Source organism: Candidatus Microbacterium phytovorans (genome assembly GCA_029202445.1).
In the GTDB taxonomy this organism is placed as follows: domain Bacteria; phylum Actinomycetota; class Actinomycetes; order Actinomycetales; family Microbacteriaceae; genus Microbacterium; species Microbacterium phytovorans.
In genome coordinates, this window is record CP119321.1 from 484134 (window position 1) to 508295 (window position 24162).

Sequence of the window (24162 nt, forward strand, 5' to 3'; positions counted from 1 at the left end):
GCCGTGACGCGGGCGAGAACCCTGCTGGACGCCGACGGCCGGTTGGCGGGCGTCGACCTCGCGCGCGGGCTCGCCGTTCTCGGGATGCTCACCGCCCATCTGGCGACGACCGAGGAACTGCGGTGGGGTGACCCCGGTACGTGGAGCGGAATCGTCGACGGCCGATCGTCCATCCTGTTCGCGCTCCTGGCAGGGGTGTCGATCGCGCTTCTCAGCGGTGGCAGGTCCGCGGTCGATGGAGACCGGCTGAGGATCGTGCGGGGGAGGCTCGCCGTCCGGGCACTTGTGCTCTGGGTGCTCGGTGCGGCTCTCATCCTCACGGGGGTGCCGGTGTTCGTCATCCTGCCGGCGTATGCGCTGTTGTTCCTCCTGGCTGTTCCGCTCCTACAGTGGCGTCCGCTCGCTCTCTGGGCCTTGGCCGGCGCCACCGCCCTGATCATGCCGCTCCTTCAACCCGGCATCGACGAGGTCGTCGCGCTCGCCGGCCCCGACGTGGAACTGGTCCTGGGCTGGCACTACCCGTTCACCGTCTGGATCTCCTTCGTCGCCGCGGGGATGGCCGTGGGGCGCAGCCGACTGACCGCACTGCGCACGCAGCTCGTGCTCCTCGTCGGCGGGATCGGGGCCGCTGCCGTCGGGTACGGCGCGGCGGCGTGGGGTTCGGCGGCGGGCGTTGCGCGCGAGGGATGGGCGGCCGCGGTGTGGAGCGCTGCGCCGCACTCCGTCGGCATCCCGGAGGTCATCGGCTCGGGCGGTTTCGCGGTCGCCGTCCTCGGGGCATCGCTCCTCGTGTGCCGCACATTCGTGCGCTGGGTCGCCTTTCCGATTCGCGCTGTCGGCTCGATGCCGTTGACGGCCTACGTCGGACAACTCGTGGCCTGGGCGATCGTCGCGTCCCTCGTGCTCGGCGACACCGGCGACCTCGGCGGATTCCGCGCCCTCGATCCGCTCGGTCCGTTTGTGTGGACCACGCTCGCCCTCTGCACGGCGTGGGCGCTCCTGTGGGGGCGCGGCCCGCTCGAGCGCGTCACCGCGTGGGCCGCCGCGGTGGTCGTCCGTCCCTGACGTCGAAGGGTGCCCTCGACGGCCCGGCTAGGCTGGGCTGGTGAGCGAAACTGCAGCGCATGGCACGAACGAGGGGGCGCTCTGGGGCGCCCGATTCGCCACCGGACCTTCTCCCGAGCTCCAGGCACTGAGCAGGTCCACCCACTTCGACTGGGTGCTCGCACCGTACGATCTGGCCGGGTCCCACGCCCACGCCGCCGCGCTCGCTGCCGCGGGGTATCTCACGGCCGACGAGGAGGCGCGCATGCACGCGGGCCTGGATGTCCTCGAGCGCTCCGTGCACGACGGCTCGCTCGTCGCGTTGCCGGGCGACGAAGATGTCCATGGTGCGCTGGAGGCGGCGCTCATCGCGGAGGTCGGCCCGGAGCTGGGCGGGAAGCTGCGCGCCGGCCGCAGCCGCAACGACCAGATCGCGACGCTGGTCCGCCTGTATCTCCTCGATCACGCGCGGGTGATCGCCCGCGACCTGCTGCGGCTGGTGGACGCGGTGGTGGCCCAGGCAGAGGCGCACGCGGCGGCGATCATGCCGGGGCGCACGCACTTGCAGCACGCGCAGCCCATCCTCCTCGCGCATCACCTTCAGGCCCATGCATGGCCGCTGGTGCGGGACCTCGAGCGTTTGCGCGACTGGTCGGCGCGCGCGGCGGTCTCTCCCTACGGCGGGGGAGCGCTCGCCGGTGCGACGCTGGGGCTCGATCCGCAGCGGGTCGCCGACGCGCTGGGCCTGGCCCGGCCGGCGGAGAATTCGCTCGACGGCACCGCGGCCCGCGATGTCGTGGCGGAGTTCGCGTTCATCGCGGCCATGATCGGTGTCGACCTGTCGCGGTTCGCGGAGGACGTCATCATCTGGAACACGCGTGAGTTCGGTTTCGTCTCGCTCGACGACGGCTACTCGACGGGGTCGAGCATCATGCCGCAGAAGAAGAACCCGGACATCGCCGAACTGGCGCGCGGGAAGGCTGGTCGCTTGATCGGCAATCTGTCCGGGCTGCTCGCGACGCTGAAGGCTTTGCCGCTGGCGTACAACCGCGACCTTCAGGAGGACAAGGAGCCGGTGTTCGATTCCGTGACGACCCTCGAGGTCGTCCTTCCCGCCTTCGCCGGGATGATCGCGACGTTGCGCTTCGACACGGCGCGCATGGCGGCGCTTGCACCGGAGGGATTCTCGCTCGCCACCGATGTCGCCGAGTGGCTCGTGAAGCAGGGAGTTCCCTTCCGCGACGCGCACGAGGTCTCCGGCTCTCTCGTGCGCGCGTGCGAGGAGAAGGGGATGGGACTGGAGGACGCCGATGACGCTCTCCTGGCATCCGTGTCCGCCCACCTGACCCCCGCGGTGCGAGACGTGCTCTCCATCGAGGGATCGGTGGCCAGCCGCACGGGTGCAGGCGGCACGGCACCGGTTCGCGTCGCCGAACAGCGTGCCGAGCTCGTAGCCCGAGCTCAGGAGGCTGCTCGCGCGCTGGGCATATGAGCTTATGCGGGCAAGTAATAAGCAATAGGCTTATCGATCCGAGAAATAAGTGATAGTCTTATTGCATGACCTCTGCCGTTGTAGTCATCGCCGACATCGTCGGATCGCGCACGCTGCCTGACCGCACGGCCGCCCAGCGCGCCATCGAAGACGCAGTCGCCCGCACGGAGCGTGACCACCCGATCGCACGTCGACCTCTGGCGGCCACGGTGGGCGACGAGTTCCAGGGGGAGTACGGCTGTGTGAGCGACGCGCTCCGGTCGCTCCTGCTCATCCAGCTCGCACTGCCGGAGGGAATCGAACTGCGTTTCGGCGTCGGCATCGGCACCGTCGACGCGGTCGGCTCGGCCACGGATGCCATCGTCGACGGTCCCGGGTGGTGGGCCGCCCGCGCCGCCGTCGATGAGGCGCACCGGCTCCAGGATCGCGGCATGCCGCGGGCGCGCACGTGCGTCGTCGGAGCCCAGGAGGAGGATGCCGCTATGTCTGCACGTGTCCCCTTGGCAAACGCGTATCTCCGCGTGCGCGACGAGCTCGTCGGCGGCATGAGCGAGCGCGCGCGGCGGCTGGCCTACGGTCGTGCCCTCGGGCGCACGCAGCGCGAACTCGCGCTTGACGAAGGCATCACCCAACCCGCGGTTTCGCAGACGCTGTCGTCGGCCGGAGTGCCCGCACTGCTGGCGGGTCTCGCGGCGCTCGAGGAGGACGCATGATCGGTGCGGGACTTATCCTGCTCGCAGTCGGGAGCGGAGACCTCATCCGGAAGTACACCCCGTCGCGAGGACGGCCGTTCGCGCTGGCCGGCGCCGCCATCGTGCTGCTGGTGCTGTCTGCCGGTGCCGACGCCGTCGCGTGGATGTTCGTCGCGGTCGGCGCCACGGTCCTGTGGATGCTCGGCACTCCTCGCCGCACGGGCGGAAGGGCGGGTCTGTGGCCGGTGGTCCTGATCGCGGCGCTGTGCGTCCTCGCCGTCGCTGCGCTGGGGGTGCGGGCGGAGCAGGGGCCCTTGTCTGACGCGTGGCCGACCGATACTCCGCTGGGTGCCCTCAGTTTCGACGCCGCCGTCCTCGTCGTCGGAGCCCTGGCCTTCCTGGCCGAGTCCGGCAACGTGGTCGTGCGCGCCGCCCTCCGAGACGGCGCGCTCTCCGACGAAGAGCCTGCGGCGCTGAAAGGCGGGCGCCTCATCGGACCACTCGAACGCATCCTCGTCTTCTCGCTCACCCTCACGGGCGCATTCACTCTCTTGGCGGCCGTCCTGGCCGCCAAGGGGATCGTCCGCTTTCCGGAGATCTCTCGCGACACGGAGAACGGCACGCGTGCGGAGTACTTCCTCATCGGCAGTCTCGTCAGTTGGGCGACGGCGCTCGGGGCGGCGTTCCTCTTGTGGTGGGGCGGCCAGGGCTGACACCGCCCGGACGGCTGTTCCGCCGCTGATAGCCTGGAGCGCGTGTCTGATTCCGACGTGAGCGCGCTTCCCGAGATCAGTGCGCTGGCGCCCGCGAACGATCCTGCGTTCGACAACGTGTGGGACGAGATCGTCTGGCGTGGCCTGGTGCACGTGTCCACCGATCAGGAGGCGCTGCGTGCGCTTCTGGGCGGCGAGCCGATCACCTACTACTGCGGGTTCGACCCGACGGCATCCTCGCTGCACCTCGGTCACCTCGTGCAGCTGCTGACGCTGCGTCGCCTTCAGTTGGCGGGGCATAAGCCGCTCGGTCTCGTCGGCGGGTCTACCGGCCTCATCGGCGATCCGCGCCCGACCGCGGAGCGCACGCTCAACTCCCGCGAGACGGTCGCCGCCTGGGTGGCCAGTCTGCGTGCGCAGGTCGAGCGGTACCTCAGTTTCGACGGCGAGAACGCTGCGCGCATGGTCAACAATCTCGACTGGACCGCGCCGCTCAGCGCGATCGACTTCCTGCGGGAGATCGGCAAGCACTACCGCGTCGGCACGATGCTCAAGAAGGATGCCGTCGCGGCGCGACTGAACTCCGACGCGGGCATCAGCTACACCGAGTTCAGCTACCAGATCCTGCAGGGTCTGGACTTCCTCGAGCTCTACCGGCAGTACGACTGCGTGCTGCAGACGGGCGGGTCCGACCAGTGGGGAAACCTCACGAGCGGCACCGATCTGATCCATCGGGTGGAGGGGGTGTCGGTGCACGCCATCGGCACGCCGCTCATCACCAACAGCGACGGCACCAAGTTCGGCAAGAGCGAGGGCAACGCCATCTGGATCGATGCCGAGCTGACGAGCCCGTACGCGTTCTACCAGTTCTGGCTCTCGACCGCCGACGCGGACGTGATCGAGCGGCTGAAGGTGTTCACCTTCCTCACGAGCGCGCAGATCGGCGAGTACGCACATCTCGTGGAGACGGAGCCCTTCCGTCGTGCCGCCCAGAAGCGGCTGGCGCTGGAAGCCTGCACAATCGTCCACGGCGTCGACGCGACGCTGGCGGTCATCGCGGCATCCGAGGCTCTGTTCGGACAGGGTGACCTCGCGGCACTCGACGCCGAGACCTTGCGGAGCGCGCTGCGTGAGCTTCCGCACGCAGAGGTGGCGCGGGGATCGCTCGTCGTGCAGACGCTCCTCGACACGGGTCTCGTCGCGAGCCTGAGCGAAGCGCGGCGCGCGATCGCACAGGGCGGCGTCACGCTCGACGGCATCAAGGTCGACGACGAGGGTGCGGTCGTGTCGGGGGCGCTTCCCGGGGGAGTCTCCGTGCTGCGGCGCGGCAAGAAGACGCTCGCCGGTCTCTTCGTCGTCTGATCGTGCCCTTCACGCCGTCGCACGCGATCGTCGCGTTGCCGTTCGTCCGCACGCCGCTGCTTCCCGCGGGGATCGCCGTCGGCGCGATGACTCCGGATCTGCCGCTCTTCGTCCGTTTCACGCCGCTCACGTACCAGCTCACCCACACCAACGTCCTCCTCACGATGCTGCTGGCGCTCGTGCTTCTGGCGCTCTGGTACGGCATCCTGCGGCCGGCGGTGCGGGAGCTTTCGCCGGCGTGGCTCGCCCGGCGTCTTCCCCCGGAGTGGGATGCCACGGGCGCCGCCGCCTGGCGGCACGTTCGCGCCCCCCGACGTGGCTCGCGCGCTCACGTCTGGCGCACGGGCGCGGTCTTTCCGGTACTCGTCGCCCTCTCGCTGCTCATCGGCGTCGTCTCGCACATCGTCTGGGACGCCTTCACGCACGAGGGTCGGTGGGGTCTTCAGGTCCTTCCGGCGCTCCAAGAGCAGTGGGGTCCGCTGCTGGGCTTCAAGTGGCTTCAGTACGGATCGACGGCGCTCGGTCTCGCGGTGCTCACCGTGTTCACGGCCGTGTGGTTGCGCCGTCGTCCGGTTTCGGAGCCCGTCCGGATGCTGCCGCCCGTCGTCCGCGCAGTCTGGTGGCTGTCGTTGCCGGTGATCCTGGTCACCGCGTGGCTCATCGGATTGGCGGTCCTCGGGCCGATCGAGGGCACCTTCACGGCAGCCCACTTGAGCTACCGCGTGCTTCCCCCGGCGTGCGCCGTGTGGGGAGCCGGATCGCTCGCCCTGTGCGTCGCGCTTCTGGTGATGCGACGTCGTCAGAGCGAGGGCGGCATGCCCAGCACGCGCCACGCTTGAGCTCGCACTCTCGCCACCGGGTCGTCGGTGCACGAGTCGACGTGCCCGAGCGGATCCTCGAGGTCGTGGGCGGCTATGACCTTGAGGGCCATCTCTCTCACCCGCCATGCCGGGTCGTCTAGCGCGGCGAGCACGATGGCGGGATCCGCCGGCGGTCCGAGGTGGAGCAGCCCGCGCGCTCCCCACACCCGCGCCCAGTACTCGGGCCACCCGACGGTGCCTCCCAGCCAAGCGATGTCCGGCCAGTGGGGATCGTCCTCGCGCGCACGACCGGATAGCAGCTCGCCGCACCACGTCACCACACGCTGGTGGCCGAACAGTTCGCACGCGGCGAGGGCGCGTTCGCGTGGACGCAGACGCGAATCAGGGAGCATCGCGGGTGTCCTTCCATGCGGGGGAGTCGTCCGCCCAGGGGCGGGGAGGCGCGAAGGCGGCGGGGCCGTCGAGGTAGGAGATCGCCGGTGCCGTGGTCGTGAGCGCGTGCTCGCCCACCGTGAAGTGCTGAAGGTGGCTCGCCGCGTCGAAAGGTCTGTGTTCGGCGACCGGGAGATCCGGTTCGTCGCGGTGTTCGCCGCGGTGTTCGCCGCCGCGCTCGCCTCGGTGCCCGTCGAGCAGTTGGGCTGCCATTCGCCGAAGACTCGTGGTCGCCAGCCACGAGCCTCCCTCCTCGGTCTGCCTGTCGATCGCGGTGAGGATCGCGGCGGCGAGGTGATAGCCGGCGCTGTGGTCGAGGGCCTGGGCCGGCAGCGCCGTAGGGGTGTGACCGTTCGCTGACTCGTGCAGCGCGATTCCGCTCGCTGCTTGCACGAGGCTGTCGAAGCCGCGCCCACCTGTCTCGCCCCAGGCGCTCACCCGCGCGATGACGATGCCGGGGCGCCGCTCGGCGAGAGCGCTGGGCGAGAGTCCGAACCTCTCCAGGGTGCCGGGGCGGTACCCCAGCACGATGACGTCTGCGGTCTCGAGCAGGCTGTCGAAGACCGAACGGTCGGGCGCCGTGGCGAGGTCGAGCAACGTCGAACGCTTGCCGTGGCCCGTGTCGAGGTGCTGCCAGGCGATCTCCGGGAGTCGCGGACTGTCGATGCGGAGGACATCCGCGCCCAGCAGGGCGAGGGTGCGCGTGGCGACGGGCCCCGCGAGCACGCGCGTGAGGTCGAGCACGCGGATGCCGCGCAGAGGCGCGCTGGCGTCGCCGACGAGTGCCGCCCGTCGGGGAGACCGGCCGATGCGGTCGAGGTGCACGAGCGGTTCCTTGCGAAGGCGCGCGTCCTCGGTCTCGGACACCGGGAGCACGGCGACGCAAAGCCCGCCGCTCGCCGCGACGGAGGCGACAGCCGTCTGCGTCGTCCCCGCAGCGAGTGCCGAGGCGACCTCTGTGGCGGTCGACGAGGAGGGGAGTCGGAGGGCGGCCAGAAGTGCCCGCGCGTGATGCGGGTAGGTGGCATGCGTGCGCACCCATCCGTCGCGCGTCGGGAAGAAGGCCGATTCCGGAGCGAAGGCTCGGGGTTGTCGGGCGTCCAGACGGAACCAGCGTTCGCTCGAGTAGGCCACGGCGACACGATCGGGGTCTACGTCGGAAGCGGGACGGCCTGCGAGGCGCGCCGCCGCCGCATTCGCTGCGGACACGGCCGCGACGGCGAGTCCCAGGACGGGAGCGCGTGCTGCACGCAGGGGATTGCCGTCGCTCATGGCCCGACGTTACGCCGCGGCGCGCGGGGCACGGAAGCCGGATCCTCGAGAATCCGCGGAATTACGGGGTTCTCGCGCGCGACACGCCCGGGATGCGAGCCCGATTTGCCCAAGTGCCAGAACCCACGTAACTTATTACTTGTTCGCCCCACAGGGAAGAGCGAGAAGGCCGGAAGGCCTCGCCCCCTCAAGCGGAGAACCACCTCCAACCCAAACTCCTCGTAGAGGAAACATGACCTTCGGGTCTAGGATGGAGTTTCCACCCCGTGGACCGCGGTCGTTGACTGTCTCCGTGGATCTGAAGATCCCGGCGCGTCGATTTGACAGACGGAACGGGACGGATAAGATAGAGAAGTTGCCCTGCGGGGGAGGCTGAGAGGCCGAACAGCAGGAGCATCCGATCCTTGAGAACTCAACAGCGTGCACTTGTCAAATGCCAAAAAACCTCGATTCAGCTTCGGCTGAATGAGATTCCTTTGGATCAAAGTCCGGCACTTCGGTGTCGGCAACGGATAGTCAGCAATGACATCCCTTTGGTCAGATCAAACTCGCTGCTTCAGTCAATTTCCGACTGATCGCAGCAACATTTCTTTACGGAGAGTTTGATCCTGGCTCAGGATGAACGCTGGCGGCGTGCTTAACACATGCAAGTCGAACGGTGAAAGCGGAGCTTGCTCCGCTGGATCAGTGGCGAACGGGTGAGTAACACGTGAGCAATCTGCCCCTGACTCTGGGATAAGCGCTGGAAACGGCGTCTAATACCGGATACGAGCTGCGAAGGCATCTTCAGCAGCTGGAAAGAACTTCGGTCAGGGATGAGCTCGCGGCCTATCAGCTAGTTGGTGAGGTAACGGCTCACCAAGGCGTCGACGGGTAGCCGGCCTGAGAGGGTGACCGGCCACACTGGGACTGAGACACGGCCCAGACTCCTACGGGAGGCAGCAGTGGGGAATATTGCACAATGGGCGAAAGCCTGATGCAGCAACGCCGCGTGAGGGACGACGGCCTTCGGGTTGTAAACCTCTTTTAGCAGGGAAGAAGCGAAAGTGACGGTACCTGCAGAAAAAGCGCCGGCTAACTACGTGCCAGCAGCCGCGGTAATACGTAGGGCGCAAGCGTTATCCGGAATTATTGGGCGTAAAGAGCTCGTAGGCGGTCTGTCGCGTCTGCTGTGAAAACCCGAGGCTCAACCTCGGGCCTGCAGTGGGTACGGGCAGACTAGAGTGCGGTAGGGGAGATTGGAATTCCTGGTGTAGCGGTGGAATGCGCAGATATCAGGAGGAACACCGATGGCGAAGGCAGATCTCTGGGCCGTAACTGACGCTGAGGAGCGAAAGGGTGGGGAGCAAACAGGCTTAGATACCCTGGTAGTCCACCCCGTAAACGTTGGGAACTAGTTGTGGGGACCATTCCACGGTTTCCGTGACGCAGCTAACGCATTAAGTTCCCCGCCTGGGGAGTACGGCCGCAAGGCTAAAACTCAAAGGAATTGACGGGGACCCGCACAAGCGGCGGAGCATGCGGATTAATTCGATGCAACGCGAAGAACCTTACCAAGGCTTGACATATACGAGAACGGGCCAGAAATGGTCAACTCTTTGGACACTCGTAAACAGGTGGTGCATGGTTGTCGTCAGCTCGTGTCGTGAGATGTTGGGTTAAGTCCCGCAACGAGCGCAACCCTCGTTCTATGTTGCCAGCACGTAATGGTGGGAACTCATGGGATACTGCCGGGGTCAACTCGGAGGAAGGTGGGGATGACGTCAAATCATCATGCCCCTTATGTCTTGGGCTTCACGCATGCTACAATGGCCGGTACAAAGGGCTGCAATACCGTAAGGTGGAGCGAATCCCAAAAAGCCGGTCCCAGTTCGGATTGAGGTCTGCAACTCGACCTCATGAAGTCGGAGTCGCTAGTAATCGCAGATCAGCAACGCTGCGGTGAATACGTTCCCGGGTCTTGTACACACCGCCCGTCAAGTCATGAAAGTCGGTAACACCTGAAGCCGGTGGCCCAACCCTTGTGGAGGGAGCCGTCGAAGGTGGGATCGGTAATTAGGACTAAGTCGTAACAAGGTAGCCGTACCGGAAGGTGCGGCTGGATCACCTCCTTTCTAAGGAGCATCTGGCACCCTCGGGTGTCCAGGCGCCGGATCAGGACCGAATGCGTCCTGCCGGTTAGCTCATGGGTGGAACATTTGACAAGGTGCCGGAGGGCGACCTCCGAACTCAGTACGCTGCTTGCAGCTGGAAACGTTCGGGGCAAGCCAGCCGGCACATGCACGCTGTTGGGTCCTGAGGGACCGGATGAGCTCTTCGGAGCCAGCCAACCTCAGGACCTTTTCTGGCTGCCGAATCGGCAAGCGGGGAAGGTACCGCCCGTACTTTGAGAACTACACAGTGGACGCGAGCATCTTCGAGATGATTCATCATCTCGTGAAGATGATCTTAAAGATCATTAGTCAATTTCAATTGACGATTCAAACTCATGTGATTTCAAGTCTTTAAGAGCAAACGGTGGATGCCTTGGCATCTGGAGCCGAAGAAGGACGTAGCAATCTGCGATAAGCCTCGGGGAGTGGATAAGCACACTTTGATCCGAGGATTTCCGAATGGGGAAACCCCGCTGGGCGGCGTGCCGACCCAGTGACTCCCGCCTGAATATATAGGGCGGGTAGAGGGAACGTGGGGAAGTGAAACATCTCAGTACCCACAGGAAGAGAAAGCAACCGCGATTCCGTTAGTAGTGGCGAGCGAAACCGGAACAGGCTAAACCGAGTACGTGTGATATCCGGCAGGAGTTGCGTATTCGGGGTTGTGGGACTTTTCAGGCTGCTCTGCCGAGCAGCCGGCGTTACAAGAAGGTATAGACGAACTGGATTGAAAGCCAGGTCATAGAGGGTGCCAACCCCGTAGTCGAAATGCCTCCCTTGGCGCGAAGAGTATCCCAAGTAGCACGGGGCCCGAGAAATCCCGTGTGAATCTGTCAGGACCACCTGATAAGCCTAAATACTCCCAGATGACCGATAGCGGACAAGTACCGTGAGGGAAAGGTGAAAAGTACCCCGGGAGGGGAGTGAAATAGTACCTGAAACCGTTTGCTTACAAACCGTTGGAGCAGCCCTAGCAGCTGTGACAGCGTGCCTTTTGAAGAATGAGCCTGCGAGTTAGCGATACGTGGCGAGGTTAACCCGAGAGGGGTAGCCGTAGCGAAAGCGAGTCTGAATAGGGCGATTCAGTCGCGTGTCCTAGACCCGAAGCGAAGTGATCTATCCATGGCCAGGCTGAAGCGACGGTAAGACGTCGTGGAGGGCCGAACCCACTTAGGTTGAAAACTGAGGGGATGAGCTGTGGATAGGGGTGAAAGGCCAATCAAACTTCGTGATAGCTGGTTCTCTCCGAAATGCATTTAGGTGCAGCGTTGCGTGTTTCTTGCCGGAGGTAGAGCTACTGGATGGCCGATGGGCCCTACAAGGTTACTGACGTCAGCCAAACTCCGAATGCCGGTAAGTGAGAGCGCAGCAGTGAGACTGTGGGGGATAAGCTTCATAGTCGAGAGGGAAACAACCCAGACCACCAACTAAGGTCCCAAAGCGCGTGCTAAGTGGGAAAGGATGTGGAGTTGCCTTGACAACCAGGAGGTTGGCTTAGAAGCAGCCACCCTTGAAAGAGTGCGTAATAGCTCACTGGTCAAGTGATTCCGCGCCGACAATGTAACGGGGCTCAAGCACGCCACCGAAGTTGTGGCATTGACATTATTGGTAGGCCTTCGTGGTCCAGCCGTGTTGATGGGTAGGAGAGCGTCGTGTGGCCAGCGAAGCGGCGGTGTAAACCAGCCGTGGAGGCCACACGAGTGAGAATGCAGGCATGAGTAGCGAAAGACGTGTGAGAAACACGTCCTCCGAAAGACCAAGGGTTCCAGGGTCAAGCTAATCTTCCCTGGGTAAGTCGGGACCTAAGGCGAGGCCGACAGGCGTAGTCGATGGACAACGGGTTGATATTCCCGTACCGGCGAAGAACCGCCCCAATCTAATCCAGTGGTGCTAAGTGCCCGAATTCCTCTGTATCGATCCCTTCGGGGTGAGAACGTTGGAGCTAGCGCACGACCCCATGCTGGTGCGGTTAGCGTATTAACAGGTGTGACGCAGGAAGGTAGCCCAAGCCAGGCGATGGTTGTCCTGGTGCAAGTGCGTAGGCCGAGAGATAGGCAAATCCGTCTCTCACATAGGCTGAGACACGATGCGGATAAAAAGTGGGTGATCCTATGCTGCCAAGAAAAGCATCGACGCGAGGTTCTAGCCGCCCGTACCCCAAACCGACTCAGGTGGTCAGGTAGAGAATACCAAGGAGATCGAGAGAATCGTGGTTAAGGAACTCGGCAAAATGCCCCCGTAACTTCGGGAGAAGGGGGGCCTTCGACGTATTAGGACTTGCTCCGAAAGCGTTTGGAGGCCGCAGAGACTAGTGGGTAGCGACTGTTTACTAAAAACACAGGTCCGTGCCAAGTCGCAAGACGATGTATACGGACTGACGCCTGCCCGGTGCTGGAAGGTTAAGAGGACCGGTTAGCCGCAAGGCGAAGCTGAGAATTTAAGCCCCAGTAAACGGCGGTGGTAACTATAACCATCCTAAGGTAGCGAAATTCCTTGTCGGGTAAGTTCCGACCTGCACGAATGGCGTAACGACTTCCCAACTGTCTCAACCGCGAACTCGGCGAAATTGCATTACGAGTAAAGATGCTCGTTACGCGCAGCAGGACGGAAAGACCCCGTGACCTTTACTACAGCTTGGTATTGGTGTTCGGTGTGGCTTGTGTAGGATAGGTGGGAGACTTTGAAGCAGGGACGCCAGTTCTTGTGGAGTCATTGTTGAAATACCACTCTGGTCACTCTGGATATCTAACTTCGAACCGTAATCCGGTTCAGGGACAGTGCCTGGTGGGTAGTTTAACTGGGGCGGTTGCCTCCCAAAAAGTAACGGAGGCGCCCAAAGGTTCCCTCAACCTGGTTGGCAATCAGGTGGCGAGTGTAAGTGCACAAGGGAGCTTGACTGTGAGACTGACAGGTCGAGCAGGGACGAAAGTCGGGACTAGTGATCCGGCAGTGGCTTGTGGAAGCGCTGTCGCTCAACGGATAAAAGGTACCTCGGGGATAACAGGCTGATCTTGCCCAAGAGTCCATATCGACGGCATGGTTTGGCACCTCGATGTCGGCTCGTCGCATCCTGGGGCTGGAGTAGGTCCCAAGGGTTGGGCTGTTCGCCCATTAAAGCGGTACGCGAGCTGGGTTTAGAACGTCGTGAGACAGTTCGGTCCCTATCCGCTGCGCGCGTAGGAAATTTGAGAGGATCTGACCCTAGTACGAGAGGACCGGGTTGGACGAACCTCTGGTGTGCCAGTTGTTCTGCCAAGAGCACCGCTGGTTAGCTACGTTCGGGATGGATAACCGCTGAAAGCATCTAAGCGGGAAGCCGGCCTCAAGATGAGATTTCCATGCCTTCGGGCGAGAGGCTCCCAGCCAGACTACTGGGTTGATAGGCCGGATGTGGAAGCGTGGTAACACGTGAAGCTGACCGGTACTAATAAGCCGATGACTTGATAACACACCGTTTTAGGTGCTTGCGTCCACTGAGTGGTTCTCGATGTACGGTCGAGAACCGCATAACGAAATGATCTTCGTGATCAACGTTGTGCAGACTGAAACATCAATAGTGTTTCGGCGGCCATAGCGTGAGGGAAACGCCCGGTTACATTCCGAACCCGGAAGCTAAGCCTCACAGCGCCGATGGTACTGCAGGGGGGACCCTGTGGGAGAGTAGGACACCGCCGGACTTCTTTCGTGAAATGGCCACCCAAAGTTGGGTGGCCATTTCTCGTTAACGCGCATGAGAGGACTGCTGCGATGGCAGAAGAAGAGCGACCCCGCCGCGACGATAGGCCGCGGTACGCCCCTGCCGATAGTGGTTCACGTCGTGGCCGCCCCGACCGCCAGGGCTCGCGAGACTCGAGTCCTCGTGACGGTCAGAAGCGGGATGGCGAGAAGCCCCATGCGAAGCGCGACGGTGACCGTCCGTACGCTAAGCGTGACGGGGATCGTCCGTACGTCAAGCGCGAGGGTGACCGCCCGTACGCGAAGCGGGAGGGTGATCGTCCGTACGCGAAGCGCGACGGGGATCGTCCGTACGTCAAGCGCGAGGGTGACCGTCCGTACGCTAAGCGTGACGGGGATCGTCCGTACGTCAAGCGCGAGGGTGACCGTCCGTACGCTAAGCGTGACGGGGATCGTCCGTACGTCAAGCGCGAGGGTGACCGTCCGTACGCTAAGCGTGAGGGTGACCGTCCGTACGTCAAGCGTGACGGGGATCGTCCTTATGCGAAGCGTGACGGGGATCGTCCTTATGCGAAGCGCGAGGGTGACCGTCCGTACGCTAAGCGTGACGGGGATCGTCCTTATGCGAAGCGCGACGGCGACCGTCCGTATGCGAAGCGCGAGGGTGACCGTCCGTACGCCAAACGCGACGGCGATCGTCCGAACGCGAAGCGCGAGGGTGACCGCCCGTACGCGAAGCGGGAGGGTGATCGTCCGTACGCGAAGCGCGACGGGGATCGTCCGTACGCCAAGCGGGAGGGGGACCGCCCGTACGCGAAGCGCGACGGGGATCGTCCGTACGCGAAGCGTGACGGGGATCGTCCGTACGCGAAGCGCGACGGGGACCGTCCGTACGCGAAGCGCGACGGGGACCGTCCCTACACTCAGCGTGACGGAGACCGTCGCGCGTCCCGTCCTCCCCAGGATGACGATCGGCGTCGTGAGCGCGGGCCGGTCATCCCGGACGACGTCACGGGTCGCGATCTCAACGGGCCGGCACGCAACGAGCTGAAGACCCTCAGCAAGGAGAATGCCGAAGAGGTCGCTCGACACCTGGCCATGGCCGCACGGCTGATCGAGGAAGATCCCGCGCTTGCGCACGAGCACGCCCTCGCCGCATCTCGTCGTGCCGGCCGCATCGCCGTCGTCCGCGAGACCGTCGCGATTACGGCCTACGCGACAGGTGACTTTGCGCTCGCGCTGCGCGAGCTGCGAACCTACCGTCGGATCTCCGGACGCGACGACCAGATCGCGCTCATGGTCGACAGCGAGCGCGGCGTCGGACGCTCCGACAGAGCGCTCGAGGTCGGGCGCGCGGTCGACCGCGCGTCGCTGCCCGTCGATGTGCGGGTGGAACTCGCCATCGCCATGTCCGGCGCGCGCCTCGACCTTGGCCAGAATGAACGCGCGCTGCAGGAGCTCGACATCCCGGAGCTCGACCCGAATCGGGCGTTCACCTGGAGTCCGGGCCTGTTCGCCGCTCGCGCGGCGGTGCTGGAGGAACTTGGCCGCGCTGATGAGGCAGCCCAGTGGCGTGAGCGGGCCGAGATCGCTGCCGAGGCACTCGGGGCGAACGACGCTGATCTCGAAGAGATCGAGGTCGACGAAGTCGAGGAGATCGACGTCGACGACGACCGCGTGCTGGACGGGTACGACGACGACTCGGACGTCGACGACTCGGACGTCGACGACCCGGGCGACGACTCGAATGAAGAGGACGACGTCAGCGACGCGAACGCCGAGGACGACAATGACGCCGACGAGGTCGAAGCGACGGAAGCGGCATCCCGGATCGACGGTTCTTCGGAACGAGAGGACTGATGGCGCTGTTCTCGCGTGCACGACCGACACCGCTCGAAGGCGTCGATCTGCTCCTGGCGGACCTGGACGGTGTCGTTTACGCCGGTCCGGGTGCGATCCCGCACGCGGTTGAGAGCCTGAACCGGGCAGCGGAGGCGCGCCCTCTGGGCTACATCACGAACAATGCGTCACGACGAGACGCAACCGTGGCCGGCCACCTCCGTGATCTCGGCCTCGGCACCGAACCGCAGGACGTCGTCACCAGTCCCCAAGCCGCGGTGCGTTTGCTGCGCGATCGCGTGCCCGCAGGGGCGCTCGTGCTCGTGGTCGGCGGCGACGGCTTGGTCTACGAGCTCGAGAAGGCCGGCTTCCGTGTGACCCGAAGCGCCGACGACGGCCCCGCCGCGGTGGTCCAGGGGTTCGCACCCGACGTCGGCTGGTCGCAGCTCGCGGAAGCCGCGTACGCGTTGGCACTGCCCGAAGACGAGGGTGGCATCCCCTGGATCGCCACGAACACCGACTGGACGATCCCGCAGGCGCGCGGCATCGCGCCGGGCAACGGCACGCTGGTGTCGGCGGTGCACACCGCGGTCGGCCGTCTGGCCGTCGTGGCAGGAAAGCCCGAGCGTCCGATCTTCGACGAAGCCGTCGCCCGGTTCGCCGCCGACAGCCCCCTCTTCATCGGCGATCGGCTCGACACCGACATCGCCGGCGCCCAGACTGCCGGGATGGCATCCGCCCTCGTCCTCACCGGCATCGACCGACCCAAGCATCTTCTTGCCGCGCCCAGCCACTCGCGACCCGACTTCATCCTGTCGGACCTCCGCGAACTCCACGAGCCCTACCCGGAAACCGTGGTCAAGGGCGACGTGACCACCGTCGGCGGCGCCTCCGTACGCATCGACGGCGCCGACGTGCACATCGTCACCGAAGGCGACCGACCTGTCGACCTCGTGCGCGCGGGAACAGCGGCGATCTGGTCCACCGGGCGTGCCATCTACGGATTCCGCGTGCCGGAACGGCTCTACGCCGATCCATTCCACCGTCCCTGAACCGCCGCCCCGTAGGCTGGGGGCATGTCGATGGATGCCGAGGACCACGAGGCGCGTCGTGAAGATCTGCTCTCGACGCTCGAAGTGATCGAGGAGCAGCCGCTCGCGGAGCGGGCGGTCGCCTACGCGGCGTTGCACGACGAGCTCGCGAGACGCCTCGAGTCCGGGCCGCGCGACACCCACGCATGAGCGGTCGGCTGGACGCCACGGTCGCTGCCCGAGGGCTCGCACGTTCGCGCACGCACGCGACGCAGCTCATCGAGGCGGGACTGGTTACCGTCGACGGCGTGGGGGTGGTCAAGCCGTCCGCGAAGGTCGCCGAGGATGCACGGATCGAGGTCGCGGCATCCGATCATTACGTCAGCCGCGCCGCACACAAGCTGATCGCCGGCCTCGCCGCCTTCGAGATCGCCGTCGACGGGAGAGTTGCGCTGGACATGGGCGCCTCCACGGGCGGGTTCACGCAGGTGCTCCGCGAGCGCGGGGCGGCGCCGGTCGTCGCGGTCGACGTCGGTCACGGCCAGTTGTCGCCGCTGATCGCCGACGACCCCGACGTGGTGTCGGTCGAGGGGTTCAACGTGCGGCACATGACGACCGCCGCCCTCGCCGAGGCCGCGGGGTTCGACGTGCGCCCCGAGATCGTCACGGGCGACCTGTCCTTCATCTCGCTCGCGCACGTGCTCCCCGCCGTCGCCGCCGTCCTCGACCCCGGAGGCGACGTCGTCCTGCTGATCAAGCCGCAGTTCGAGGTGGGCCGGACGGGCGTGCGCGAAGGCGTCGTGACCGACCCCGGGAAGCGCGCCGACGCTGTCGCCGGAGTGCTCTGGTCCGCGTGGGATGCCGGCCTCGGCACGTTCGGGGTGATCGCGTCGCCGATCGTCGGCACACACGGCAACGCAGAGTATCTCGCCCATTTCCGGAGGCGAGAAGACGGCTCGGACCACGGCAATCCGACAGAATGGTTGAGCACCGTGAACCGACTGGCGGGAGCCTGATGACCACTCGCGACATCCTCGTCGTCGCCCATGCGCACCGGGCCGACACGATCGCCGCCGCCGCGCGCGTCGTGTCCGCGCTGTCGTCGGCCGGTGCCCGTCCGGTGCTTCCCGGCGACGACGACGCACTGGTCGATGCGCTGCGCAGCGTCGGCGGATTCGCCGTGCTCGGTGCCGAGGTGACGATCGATCAGATCGAGCTCGCCATCGTCCTCGGCGGCGACGGCACGATCCTGCGCGCGGCGGAGATCGTCCGCGAGGGCACGGCGCCGGTGCTGGGAATCAACATGGGCCATGTCGGGTTCCTCGCCGAAATCGAAGCCGAAGACCTCGACGAAGCGATCCGTCGCGTGATCGACCGCGAGTACACGGTCGAAGAGCGTATGGCGCTGTCGGTGCGGGTCAAGGACACCGACGGGTCGGTCATCTACGAGACGTGGGCACTCAACGAGGCGACGGTCGAGAAGGCGTCGCGTGAGCGCATGATGGAGGTCGTGATCGAAGTCGACGGCAGGCCGCTGTCGACGTTCGGTTGCGACGGCATGGTCGTCGCAACCCCGACGGGCTCCACCGCGTACAACTTCTCCGCGGGAGGGCCCGTCATCTGGCCCACCGTGGAGGCCATCGCCGTGGTGCCGCTGTCGGCGCACGCCCTGTTCGCCCGTCCTCTCGTCGTCGGCCCCGAAGCGGCCGTCGCGATCGAGGTGCTCGCGCGCACGTACGGCACCGGCATCCTGTGGTGCGATGGCCGCCGCTCCCACGATCTGCCGCCCGGTGCGCGGGTCGTCGTGCGTCGCTCGAGCCGTCCGGTGCGCCTCGCGCGTCTCCACCCGGCATCGTTCACAGACCGACTGGTGCGCAAGTTCCGACTTCCGGTCGCGGGTTGGCGGGGTCCCGCCGGCACGGTCATGGAGGCCGAGTGATCGAGCAGATGAGACTGCGCGATCTGGGCGTCATCGCCGATGCGACGCTTCCGATCGGCCCCGGCTTCACCGCGATCACGGGTGAGACGGGGGCGGGCAAGACGATGGTCGTGACGGGCCTCGGTCTGCTCCTCGGCCAGCGCGCCGACTCCGGCGCCGTGCGCTCGGGAGCCGCCCAGGCATCCGTCGAAGGGGTTTGGATCGTCCCCGACGGTGGGCGCGTCGCGGAGCGAGTGCGCGAAGCCGGGGGAGACGTCGAGCCGGTCGGTGCGGGACGCGCCGAACTCTACCTCGGACGCACGATCTCGGCGGAAGGGCGTGGCCGCGCCACCGTCGGAGGCCGCACGGCCCCCGCGGGCGTGCTGGCCGACCTCGCCGACGATCTCGTCGTCGTCCACGGACAGTCCGATCAGCTCCGCCTGCGCAGTGGCGCAGCGCAGCGCGACGCCCTCGACCGCTTCGCGGGAGCGCCCGTCGCCGACGCGCTCGACGAATACCGGTCGACGTTCGCACGGGTGCGCGAGATCGCCGCCGAACTCGACCGGCTCACCGCGCACCGCGACGAGCGGTCCCGCGAGGCGGAAGAGTTGCGCACGGCGCTCGCGGAGATCGAGATGCTCGAACCGCAGCCCGACGAGGACCTCGACCTGGCCCGCCGCGCCGAGCGACTGGCCAACGTCGAGGAGCTGCGGTGGGCTGCCGCGACGGCGCACGATGCCCTGGCCAACGACGATGACCGACCGGATGCCGCGGGCCTTCTCAGCGAGGCGAGGCGAGCGCTGGAGCGTTCCTCGTCGAGCGATCCTCGGCTTGCGGCGCTCGCCGATCAGGTGGCGGAACTGGGCTACCGGGCCGCCGACCTCGCGGCGGAGCTCGGGGGCTACGTCGCCGACCTCGACGAGGCGGGACCGCAGGAGCTCGCGGCCGTCGAGGAGCGCCGTGCGGCGCTGGGCGCGCTGATTCGCAGGCACGGGTCGCTCGCCGCCGCGATCGACCTTCAGCAGACCGGGTCTGCGCGCCTGCTCGAGCTGGACGACGACGGCGACCGCGTGGAACGTTTGGCGAGTGAGCACGCCGCTGCGGCATCCGCCTTGGATGATGCTGCAGCGAGACTGACGCGCGCCCGCGGGGACGCAGCGACGCGGTTGAGCTCCGCCGTCACGGAAGAACTCCGACACCTCGCCCTTCCCGACGCCCGCGTGCAGGTGGCGGTCGAGCCGGGGGCGGAGAGCGCGTCGGGCCGTGACGACGTCACGATCCTCCTCGCGCCGCATCCGGGCGCCGATCCGAGGCCCGTCGCCCGGGGTGCGTCCGGTGGGGAGCTCAGCCGAGTGATGCTCGCGATCGAGGTCGTCATCGCGAGCACCGACCCCGTTCCCACGTTCGTGTTCGACGAGGTGGATGCCGGGATCGGCGGCGCTGCGGCGATCGAGGTGGGTCGCCGCCTGGCTCAACTCGCGCGATCGAGTCAGGTGATCGCCGTCACCCACCTCGCCCAGGTCGCGGCCTTCGCCGGCAATCATCTCAGCGTCGTGAAGTCCGGTGACGGATCGGTCACCGCCTCCAGCGTCCGCCGCCTGGACGGCGCCGAGCGCGAGGCCGAGATGGCGCGGCTGCTGTCGGGACTGGCCGATTCGGACACCGCACTCGAACACGCACGGGAGCTCTTGAGCCTCGGTGCCGCAACGGCCTGATAGGATGAAAGCCCGTGACGGACACTTCAGACGCGGGCATCATTTCGAACGACACCACCAAGCACATCTTCGTGACGGGCGGTGTCGTTTCCTCGTTGGGCAAGGGTCTGACGGCCGCTAGTCTCGGCAACCTGCTGACGGCGCGCGGGCTTCGCGTTGTCATGCAGAAGCTCGACCCGTACCTCAACGTCGATCCGGGAACGATGAACCCGTTCCAGCACGGCGAGGTGTTCGTGACGGACGACGGCGCCGAGACCGATCTCGACATCGGCCACTACGAGCGCTTCCTCGACATCGAGCTCAGCCAGGCCGCGAACGTCACGACGGGTCAGATCTACTCGCAGGTCATCGCGCGCGAGCGGCGCGGGGAGTACCTGGGCGACACCGTTCAGGTGATTCCGCACATCACCGACGAGATCAAGCGCCGCATGCGTCTCCAGGCCGACGAGTCGCCGAAGCCCGACGTGATCATCACCGAGATCGGAGGCACGGTCGGCGACATCGAATCGCAGCCGTTCATCGAATCGGCCCGCCAGATCCGCCACGAACTCGGCCGCAAGAACGTCTTCTTCGTCCACGTCTCGCTCGTGCCGTTCATGGGCGCCTCCGGCGAGCAGAAGACGAAGCCGACGCAGCACTCCGTCGCCGCGCTCCGCTCCATCGGCATCCAGCCCGACGCGCTCGTGCTGCGCAGCGACCGGCCCGTCACCGAGTCGAACAAGCGCAAGATCGCCCTCATGTGCGACGTGGACGAGGATGCCGTCGTCAACGCGGTCGATGTCCCGAGCATCTACGACATTCCGTCGATGCTGAACGAGCAGGGCCTCGACGCCTACATCGTCGACAAGCTCGGGCTGGCGAAGGCCGCCGACGTCGACTGGACGCGGTGGGGGAAGGTGCTGCAGGCCGTCCACAACCCGAAGCACGAAGTGACGATCGGCCTGGTCGGCAAGTACATCGACCTCCCGGACGCGTACCTGTCGGTGACCGAGGCGCTGAAGGCCGGTGGGTTCGCCCAGGAGACGAAGGTCCAGGTCACCTGGATCCCGTCCGACCTGTGCGAGACCCCCGAGGGAGCCGAGAAGGCGCTCGCTCCGCTCGACGGGATCGTGGTGCCCGGTGGCTTCGGCATCCGGGGCATCGAAGGCAAGCTCGGCGCGCTGAAGTTCGCCCGCGAACAGGGCATCCCCACGCTCGGCATCTGTCTGGGCCTGCAGTGCATGGTGATCGAGTACGCGCGCAACGTCGCCGGATTGGCCGGCGCGTCGTCGAGTGAGTTCGACCCGGACACCGAGTTCCCCGTCATCGCGACGATGGCCGAACAGGTCGACATCCTCGCCGGCGGCGACCTGGGCGGCACGATGCGTCTCGGGCTGTACGAGGCGGAGCTGGCCGAGGGCTCGCTCGCGGCGGAGGTGTACGGTGCGACCCGCGCATCGGAGCGGCACCGTCACCGCTACGAGGTCAACAACAAGTACCGCGACCAGATCGCGGCGGCGGGGTTCTCGTTCTCGGGACTGTCGCCGGATCGGAACCTCGTCGAGTACGTGGAACTGCCGCGCGACGTGCACCCGTACTACATCGCGACGCAGGCGCACCCGGAACTGCGGTCTCGGCCGACGGAAGCGAATCCGCTGTTCCGCGGGCTGATCGCGGCGGCGCTCGAGCGGCACCGCGCGAGCGAGCTGTTCGACGACGAGCCCTACGTCACCGCTGCCGATGCGTGACGCGCGTGCAACCGCGGCGATCACGTCGCTCGCCGACGAGCCGGTGACCGCCGAGGTCGTGGCGAGCGACCTCGTCTACCGGGGGCGCGTGTGGGACGTCCGCAGCGACACCGTCCGCTACGGCGACGACGAGATCGTACGCCAGTACGTCGCGCATCCCGGCGCGGTCGCCATCGTCGCGATCGACGACCAGGAACGTGTGGCGCTCATCCAGCAGTACCGTCACCCCATCCGCCATCGTGACTGGGAGATCCCCGCCGGCCTCCTCGACATCGCGGGAGAACCGCCGATCGACACGGCACGCAGGGAACTCGCCGAAGAGGTCGACCTGGTCGCCGCGTCGGTCGAACCGCTGCTCAGCATCTTCACGACGCCCGGCGGCAACGACGAGATCGTGCACATCTTCCTCGCCCGCGGCCTGTCACCGGCGCCTCACACGCACGACCGCGAGCAGGAGGAGGCCGACATCCGACTGGAGTGGGTGCCGCTCACGGATGCCGTCGACGCGGTGCTGGCCGGACGCATGCGCAACGGCATCCTGGCGGCCGGGGTGATGGCGGCGGCGGAGCGGGCCCGGCGGTCCGCGCAGGGCTGACGACGCGGCCATGAGGCTCTCCCGCGCGGTCGAGACGTATCTGCGTCACGTGACGATCGAGCGCGGGCTGTCGGATCACACGGTCTCGGCGTATCGCCGCGACCTCGCGGTGTACCTGGCGTGGCTCGCCGAGCAGGGCGTCGACGACACCGACGGCGTCACCGCGGCGCTCGTGGTCGCGTTCGCCGCCGATCGCGCGTCCGCGCAGCCGCCCCCGGCGGCGACGTCCCTCGCGCGGCTGCAGTCCTCCGTGCGCGGATTCCACCGATTCCTCGCCCGCGAAGGAGTGACCGTCGACGACCCGACGGGTCGCCTCCGTCCGCCGAAGACACCGCAGCGGCTTCCGAAGGCCCTGACCATCGATCAGGTCGAGGCGCTGCTCGACGGCGCAGGCCCGGCGCCCACGACCGGGGGAGAGGCGCCCGGTGCCGGGGCGACGACTGCTGTCGCGGTCGAGACGGGGGAAGCCGGTCTCGTGCGTCTGCGGGACAGGGCGCTGCTGGAGCTCCTGTACGCGACGGGTGCGCGGGTGTCGGAGATCATCCAGCTGGATGTCGACGACCTCGCCCACGGCGATGTGCTGCGCGTGCGCGGCAAGGGGTCGAAGGAGCGGATCGTTCCCGTCGGATCGTATGCGCGCGCGGCCGTGGACGCCTACCTCGCCCGTGTGCGGCCCGAACTGTCGCGGCGGGGGAAGGCGACACCGCGGCTCTTCCTCGGCGCTCGCGGCGCTCCGCTGTCGCGTCAGAGCGCGTGGCTCGTGATCCAGCAGGCGGCCGAGCGCGCGGCGCTCACCGCTCACGTCTCGCCACACACCCTCCGGCACTCCTTCGCGACGCATCTCCTTCAGGGCGGCGCAGACGTGCGCGTCGTGCAGGAGCTCCTCGGGCACGCTTCGGTGGCGACGACGCAGATCTACACGCACGTGACCGTCGATGCGCTCCGCGACGTGTACGTCACCGCACACCCGCGAGCGCGCTGAACGGCGCCGGCATCCAGCTCGCACTCCCGGGCCAGGGGATTTGTCACGGCCGACATGACGGACCTCGGATGCCGTCGGCGCCGACACTGGAACGGTGACCGTCCCCACCGAAGGCCCCCGCCGCCCGGGCCGTGCCCTGTCGATCTTCTGGATCGCGGCGGGCGTAGCGGGGTGGATCGTGTCGTTCCTGCTCTACCTGGAGTACATCGGTCAGCTGACGGGGGCCGATGCGATCATCTCGTGCGACATCAGCCCCATCGTCACCTGCGGACCCAACCTGCTCTCGCCGGGCGGGAACCTGCTCGGCTTCAGCAACTCGCTCATCGGTATCGTGCTGTTCCTCGGCCCTGTTTTCGCGGGTGTGAGCGCGCTCGCCGCGCGAGACGGGCTCGCGGACTGGTACTGGCGCACCTTCGCCGTCTTCGTGACGGGGGCGTTCCTGTTCGTGCATCTCCTCGCCTACCGCAGTGTGTTCGAGTACGGATCGCTGTGCCCGTGGTGCATGGTCGTCTGGCTCGTCACGATCCCCCTGTTCTGGACGGTCGCGGGGTGGACCCTGCGCGCCGGGGTGTGGGGGAACGCGCCGCGGCGAGCGGGCCGCTGGCTGCTGTCGTGGCTGCCGGTGGTCGTGCTGCTGGACTACCTCGTGATCGCCGTCGCGGCGCAGCTGCGACTCGACGTGCTGGGCAGCCTGTAGCC

Annotated in this window: 19 protein-coding genes and 3 rRNA genes; 19 read left to right on the top strand and 3 right to left on the bottom strand. The window is 66.5% G+C overall.

Translation table 11 applies throughout. The features are described 5' to 3' along the window. Positions 1-3 precede the first annotated feature (3 nt). From P0Y48_02280 to P0Y48_02305, 6 genes are all read left to right on the top strand, one after another. Entirely contained in the window at positions 4-1065 is a 1062-nt protein-coding gene (locus tag P0Y48_02280) for a heparan-alpha-glucosaminide N-acetyltransferase domain-containing protein (GenBank protein WEK14062.1), read from the top strand. Between the two features lie 40 nt (positions 1066-1105). Beyond that, positions 1106-2536: an argininosuccinate lyase gene (argH, locus tag P0Y48_02285; GenBank protein WEK14063.1), complete on the top strand. Its 1431-nt coding sequence runs from the start codon at positions 1106-1108 to the stop codon at positions 2534-2536. 65 nt (positions 2537-2601) lie between these two features. Further along, the gene (locus P0Y48_02290) at positions 2602-3249 is read left to right on the top strand and encodes a SatD family protein (GenBank protein WEK14064.1); all 648 of its coding nucleotides are present in this window, start codon (positions 2602-2604) and stop codon (positions 3247-3249) included. Then, on the top strand, positions 3246-3941 hold the full coding sequence (locus tag P0Y48_02295) for a hypothetical protein (protein ID WEK14065.1): 696 nt from the start codon (positions 3246-3248) through the stop codon (positions 3939-3941). The genes P0Y48_02290 and P0Y48_02295 overlap by 4 nt, the downstream gene beginning before the upstream one ends. Before the next feature lie 42 nt (positions 3942-3983). Then, positions 3984-5303 (top strand): tyrosine--tRNA ligase, encoded by a 1320-nt coding sequence (gene tyrS, locus P0Y48_02300; GenBank protein WEK14066.1) that lies wholly within the window; start codon positions 3984-3986, stop codon positions 5301-5303. Between the two features lie 2 nt (positions 5304-5305). Next, entirely contained in the window at positions 5306-6142 is an 837-nt protein-coding gene (locus P0Y48_02305) for a DUF4184 family protein (GenBank protein ID WEK14067.1), read from the top strand. On the opposite strand, the gene P0Y48_02310 is transcribed toward P0Y48_02305, so the two are convergent. Both P0Y48_02310 and P0Y48_02315 read right to left on the bottom strand, forming a co-directional pair. Next, on the bottom strand, positions 6103-6516 hold the full coding sequence (locus P0Y48_02310) for a HEAT repeat domain-containing protein (protein ID WEK14068.1): 414 nt from the start codon (positions 6514-6516) through the stop codon (positions 6103-6105). The genes P0Y48_02305 and P0Y48_02310 overlap by 40 nt on opposite strands. After that, positions 6506-7828: a CoA transferase gene (locus tag P0Y48_02315; protein ID WEK14069.1), complete on the bottom strand. Its 1323-nt coding sequence runs from the start codon at positions 7826-7828 to the stop codon at positions 6506-6508. Before P0Y48_02315 ends, P0Y48_02310 begins: the two co-directional genes overlap by 11 nt. A 590-nt stretch (positions 7829-8418) precedes the next feature. On the opposite strand from P0Y48_02315, the gene P0Y48_02320 reads away from it, so the two are divergent. From P0Y48_02320 to rrf, 3 genes are all read left to right on the top strand, one after another. Further along, positions 8419-9942 (top strand): 16S ribosomal RNA (locus P0Y48_02320). A gap of 380 nt (positions 9943-10322) precedes the next feature. Then, positions 10323-13429 (top strand): 23S ribosomal RNA (locus P0Y48_02325). A 112-nt stretch (positions 13430-13541) separates the two neighbouring features. Beyond that, positions 13542-13658 (top strand): 5S ribosomal RNA (gene rrf, locus P0Y48_02330). The 16S, 23S and 5S rRNA genes sit together here, the layout of an rRNA operon. A 133-nt stretch (positions 13659-13791) precedes the next feature. On the opposite strand, the gene P0Y48_02335 is transcribed toward rrf, so the two are convergent. Continuing rightward, the gene (locus P0Y48_02335; GenBank protein WEK14070.1) at positions 13792-14796 is read right to left on the bottom strand and encodes a hypothetical protein; all 1005 of its coding nucleotides are present in this window, start codon (positions 14794-14796) and stop codon (positions 13792-13794) included. Between P0Y48_02335 and P0Y48_02340 the strand changes: the two genes are divergently transcribed. The 10 genes from P0Y48_02340 to P0Y48_02385 all read left to right on the top strand — a co-directional run bounded on the left by P0Y48_02340 (position 14755) and on the right by P0Y48_02385 (position 24160). After that, positions 14755-15516 carry a hypothetical protein gene (locus tag P0Y48_02340; protein WEK14071.1) on the top strand — a complete coding sequence of 254 codons (762 nt, stop codon included), beginning with the start codon at positions 14755-14757 and terminating at the stop codon, positions 15514-15516. The two genes, P0Y48_02335 and P0Y48_02340, sit on opposite strands and share 42 nt — an antisense overlap. Further along, the gene (locus tag P0Y48_02345; GenBank protein WEK14072.1) at positions 15516-16547 is read left to right on the top strand and encodes an HAD-IIA family hydrolase; all 1032 of its coding nucleotides are present in this window, start codon (positions 15516-15518) and stop codon (positions 16545-16547) included. Before P0Y48_02340 ends, P0Y48_02345 begins: the two co-directional genes overlap by 1 nt. Positions 16548-16571: 24 nt before the next feature. Next, positions 16572-16736: a hypothetical protein gene (locus P0Y48_02350; GenBank protein ID WEK15098.1), complete on the top strand. Its 165-nt coding sequence runs from the start codon at positions 16572-16574 to the stop codon at positions 16734-16736. Beyond that, positions 16733-17542 carry a TlyA family RNA methyltransferase gene (locus P0Y48_02355; GenBank protein WEK14073.1) on the top strand — a complete coding sequence of 270 codons (810 nt, stop codon included), beginning with the start codon at positions 16733-16735 and terminating at the stop codon, positions 17540-17542. The genes P0Y48_02350 and P0Y48_02355 overlap by 4 nt, the downstream gene beginning before the upstream one ends. After that, complete coding sequence (locus P0Y48_02360) at positions 17542-18465, top strand: NAD kinase (GenBank protein ID WEK14074.1); 924 nt, start codon at positions 17542-17544, stop codon at positions 18463-18465. Before P0Y48_02355 ends, P0Y48_02360 begins: the two co-directional genes overlap by 1 nt. Then, positions 18462-20159 carry a DNA repair protein RecN gene (gene recN / locus P0Y48_02365; protein ID WEK14075.1) on the top strand — a complete coding sequence of 566 codons (1698 nt, stop codon included), beginning with the start codon at positions 18462-18464 and terminating at the stop codon, positions 20157-20159. Before P0Y48_02360 ends, recN begins: the two co-directional genes overlap by 4 nt. A gap of 14 nt (positions 20160-20173) precedes the next feature. Further along, positions 20174-21886, top strand: coding sequence for a CTP synthase (locus P0Y48_02370; protein WEK14076.1), 1713 nt, complete (start codon positions 20174-20176; stop codon positions 21884-21886). Beyond that, complete coding sequence (locus P0Y48_02375) at positions 21879-22481, top strand: NUDIX hydrolase (protein ID WEK14077.1); 603 nt, start codon at positions 21879-21881, stop codon at positions 22479-22481. Before P0Y48_02370 ends, P0Y48_02375 begins: the two co-directional genes overlap by 8 nt. A 10-nt stretch (positions 22482-22491) precedes the next feature. After that, positions 22492-23463, top strand: a complete 972-nt coding sequence (gene xerD / locus P0Y48_02380) for a site-specific tyrosine recombinase XerD (GenBank protein WEK14078.1) — start codon at positions 22492-22494, stop codon at positions 23461-23463. Positions 23464-23557: 94 nt separating this feature from the next. After that, positions 23558-24160 carry a vitamin K epoxide reductase family protein gene (locus P0Y48_02385; protein ID WEK14079.1) on the top strand — a complete coding sequence of 201 codons (603 nt, stop codon included), beginning with the start codon at positions 23558-23560 and terminating at the stop codon, positions 24158-24160. Positions 24161-24162 lie beyond the last annotated feature (2 nt).

Excerpts from the sequence above, each read along its gene's own strand:
- P0Y48_02290 (WEK14064.1), top strand. The coding sequence starts at position 2,602 with ATGACCTCTGCCGTTGTAGTCATCGCCGACATCGTCGGATCGCGCACG.
- P0Y48_02295 (WEK14065.1), top strand. The coding sequence starts at position 3,246 with ATGATCGGTGCGGGACTTATCCTGCTCGCAGTCGGGAGCGGAGACCTC.
- P0Y48_02310 (WEK14068.1), bottom strand. The coding sequence starts at position 6,516 with ATGCTCCCTGATTCGCGTCTGCGTCCACGCGAACGCGCCCTCGCCGCG.
- P0Y48_02315 (WEK14069.1), bottom strand. The coding sequence starts at position 7,828 with ATGAGCGACGGCAATCCCCTGCGTGCAGCACGCGCTCCCGTCCTGGGA.
- P0Y48_02340 (WEK14071.1), top strand. The coding sequence starts at position 14,755 with ATGGCCGCACGGCTGATCGAGGAAGATCCCGCGCTTGCGCACGAGCAC.
- P0Y48_02345 (WEK14072.1), top strand. The coding sequence starts at position 15,516 with ATGGCGCTGTTCTCGCGTGCACGACCGACACCGCTCGAAGGCGTCGAT.
- P0Y48_02350 (WEK15098.1), top strand. The coding sequence starts at position 16,572 with ATGTCGATGGATGCCGAGGACCACGAGGCGCGTCGTGAAGATCTGCTC.
- P0Y48_02355 (WEK14073.1), top strand. The coding sequence starts at position 16,733 with ATGAGCGGTCGGCTGGACGCCACGGTCGCTGCCCGAGGGCTCGCACGT.
- P0Y48_02360 (WEK14074.1), top strand. The coding sequence starts at position 17,542 with ATGACCACTCGCGACATCCTCGTCGTCGCCCATGCGCACCGGGCCGAC.
- P0Y48_02375 (WEK14077.1), top strand. The coding sequence starts at position 21,879 with ATGCGTGACGCGCGTGCAACCGCGGCGATCACGTCGCTCGCCGACGAG.
- xerD (WEK14078.1), top strand. The coding sequence starts at position 22,492 with ATGAGGCTCTCCCGCGCGGTCGAGACGTATCTGCGTCACGTGACGATC.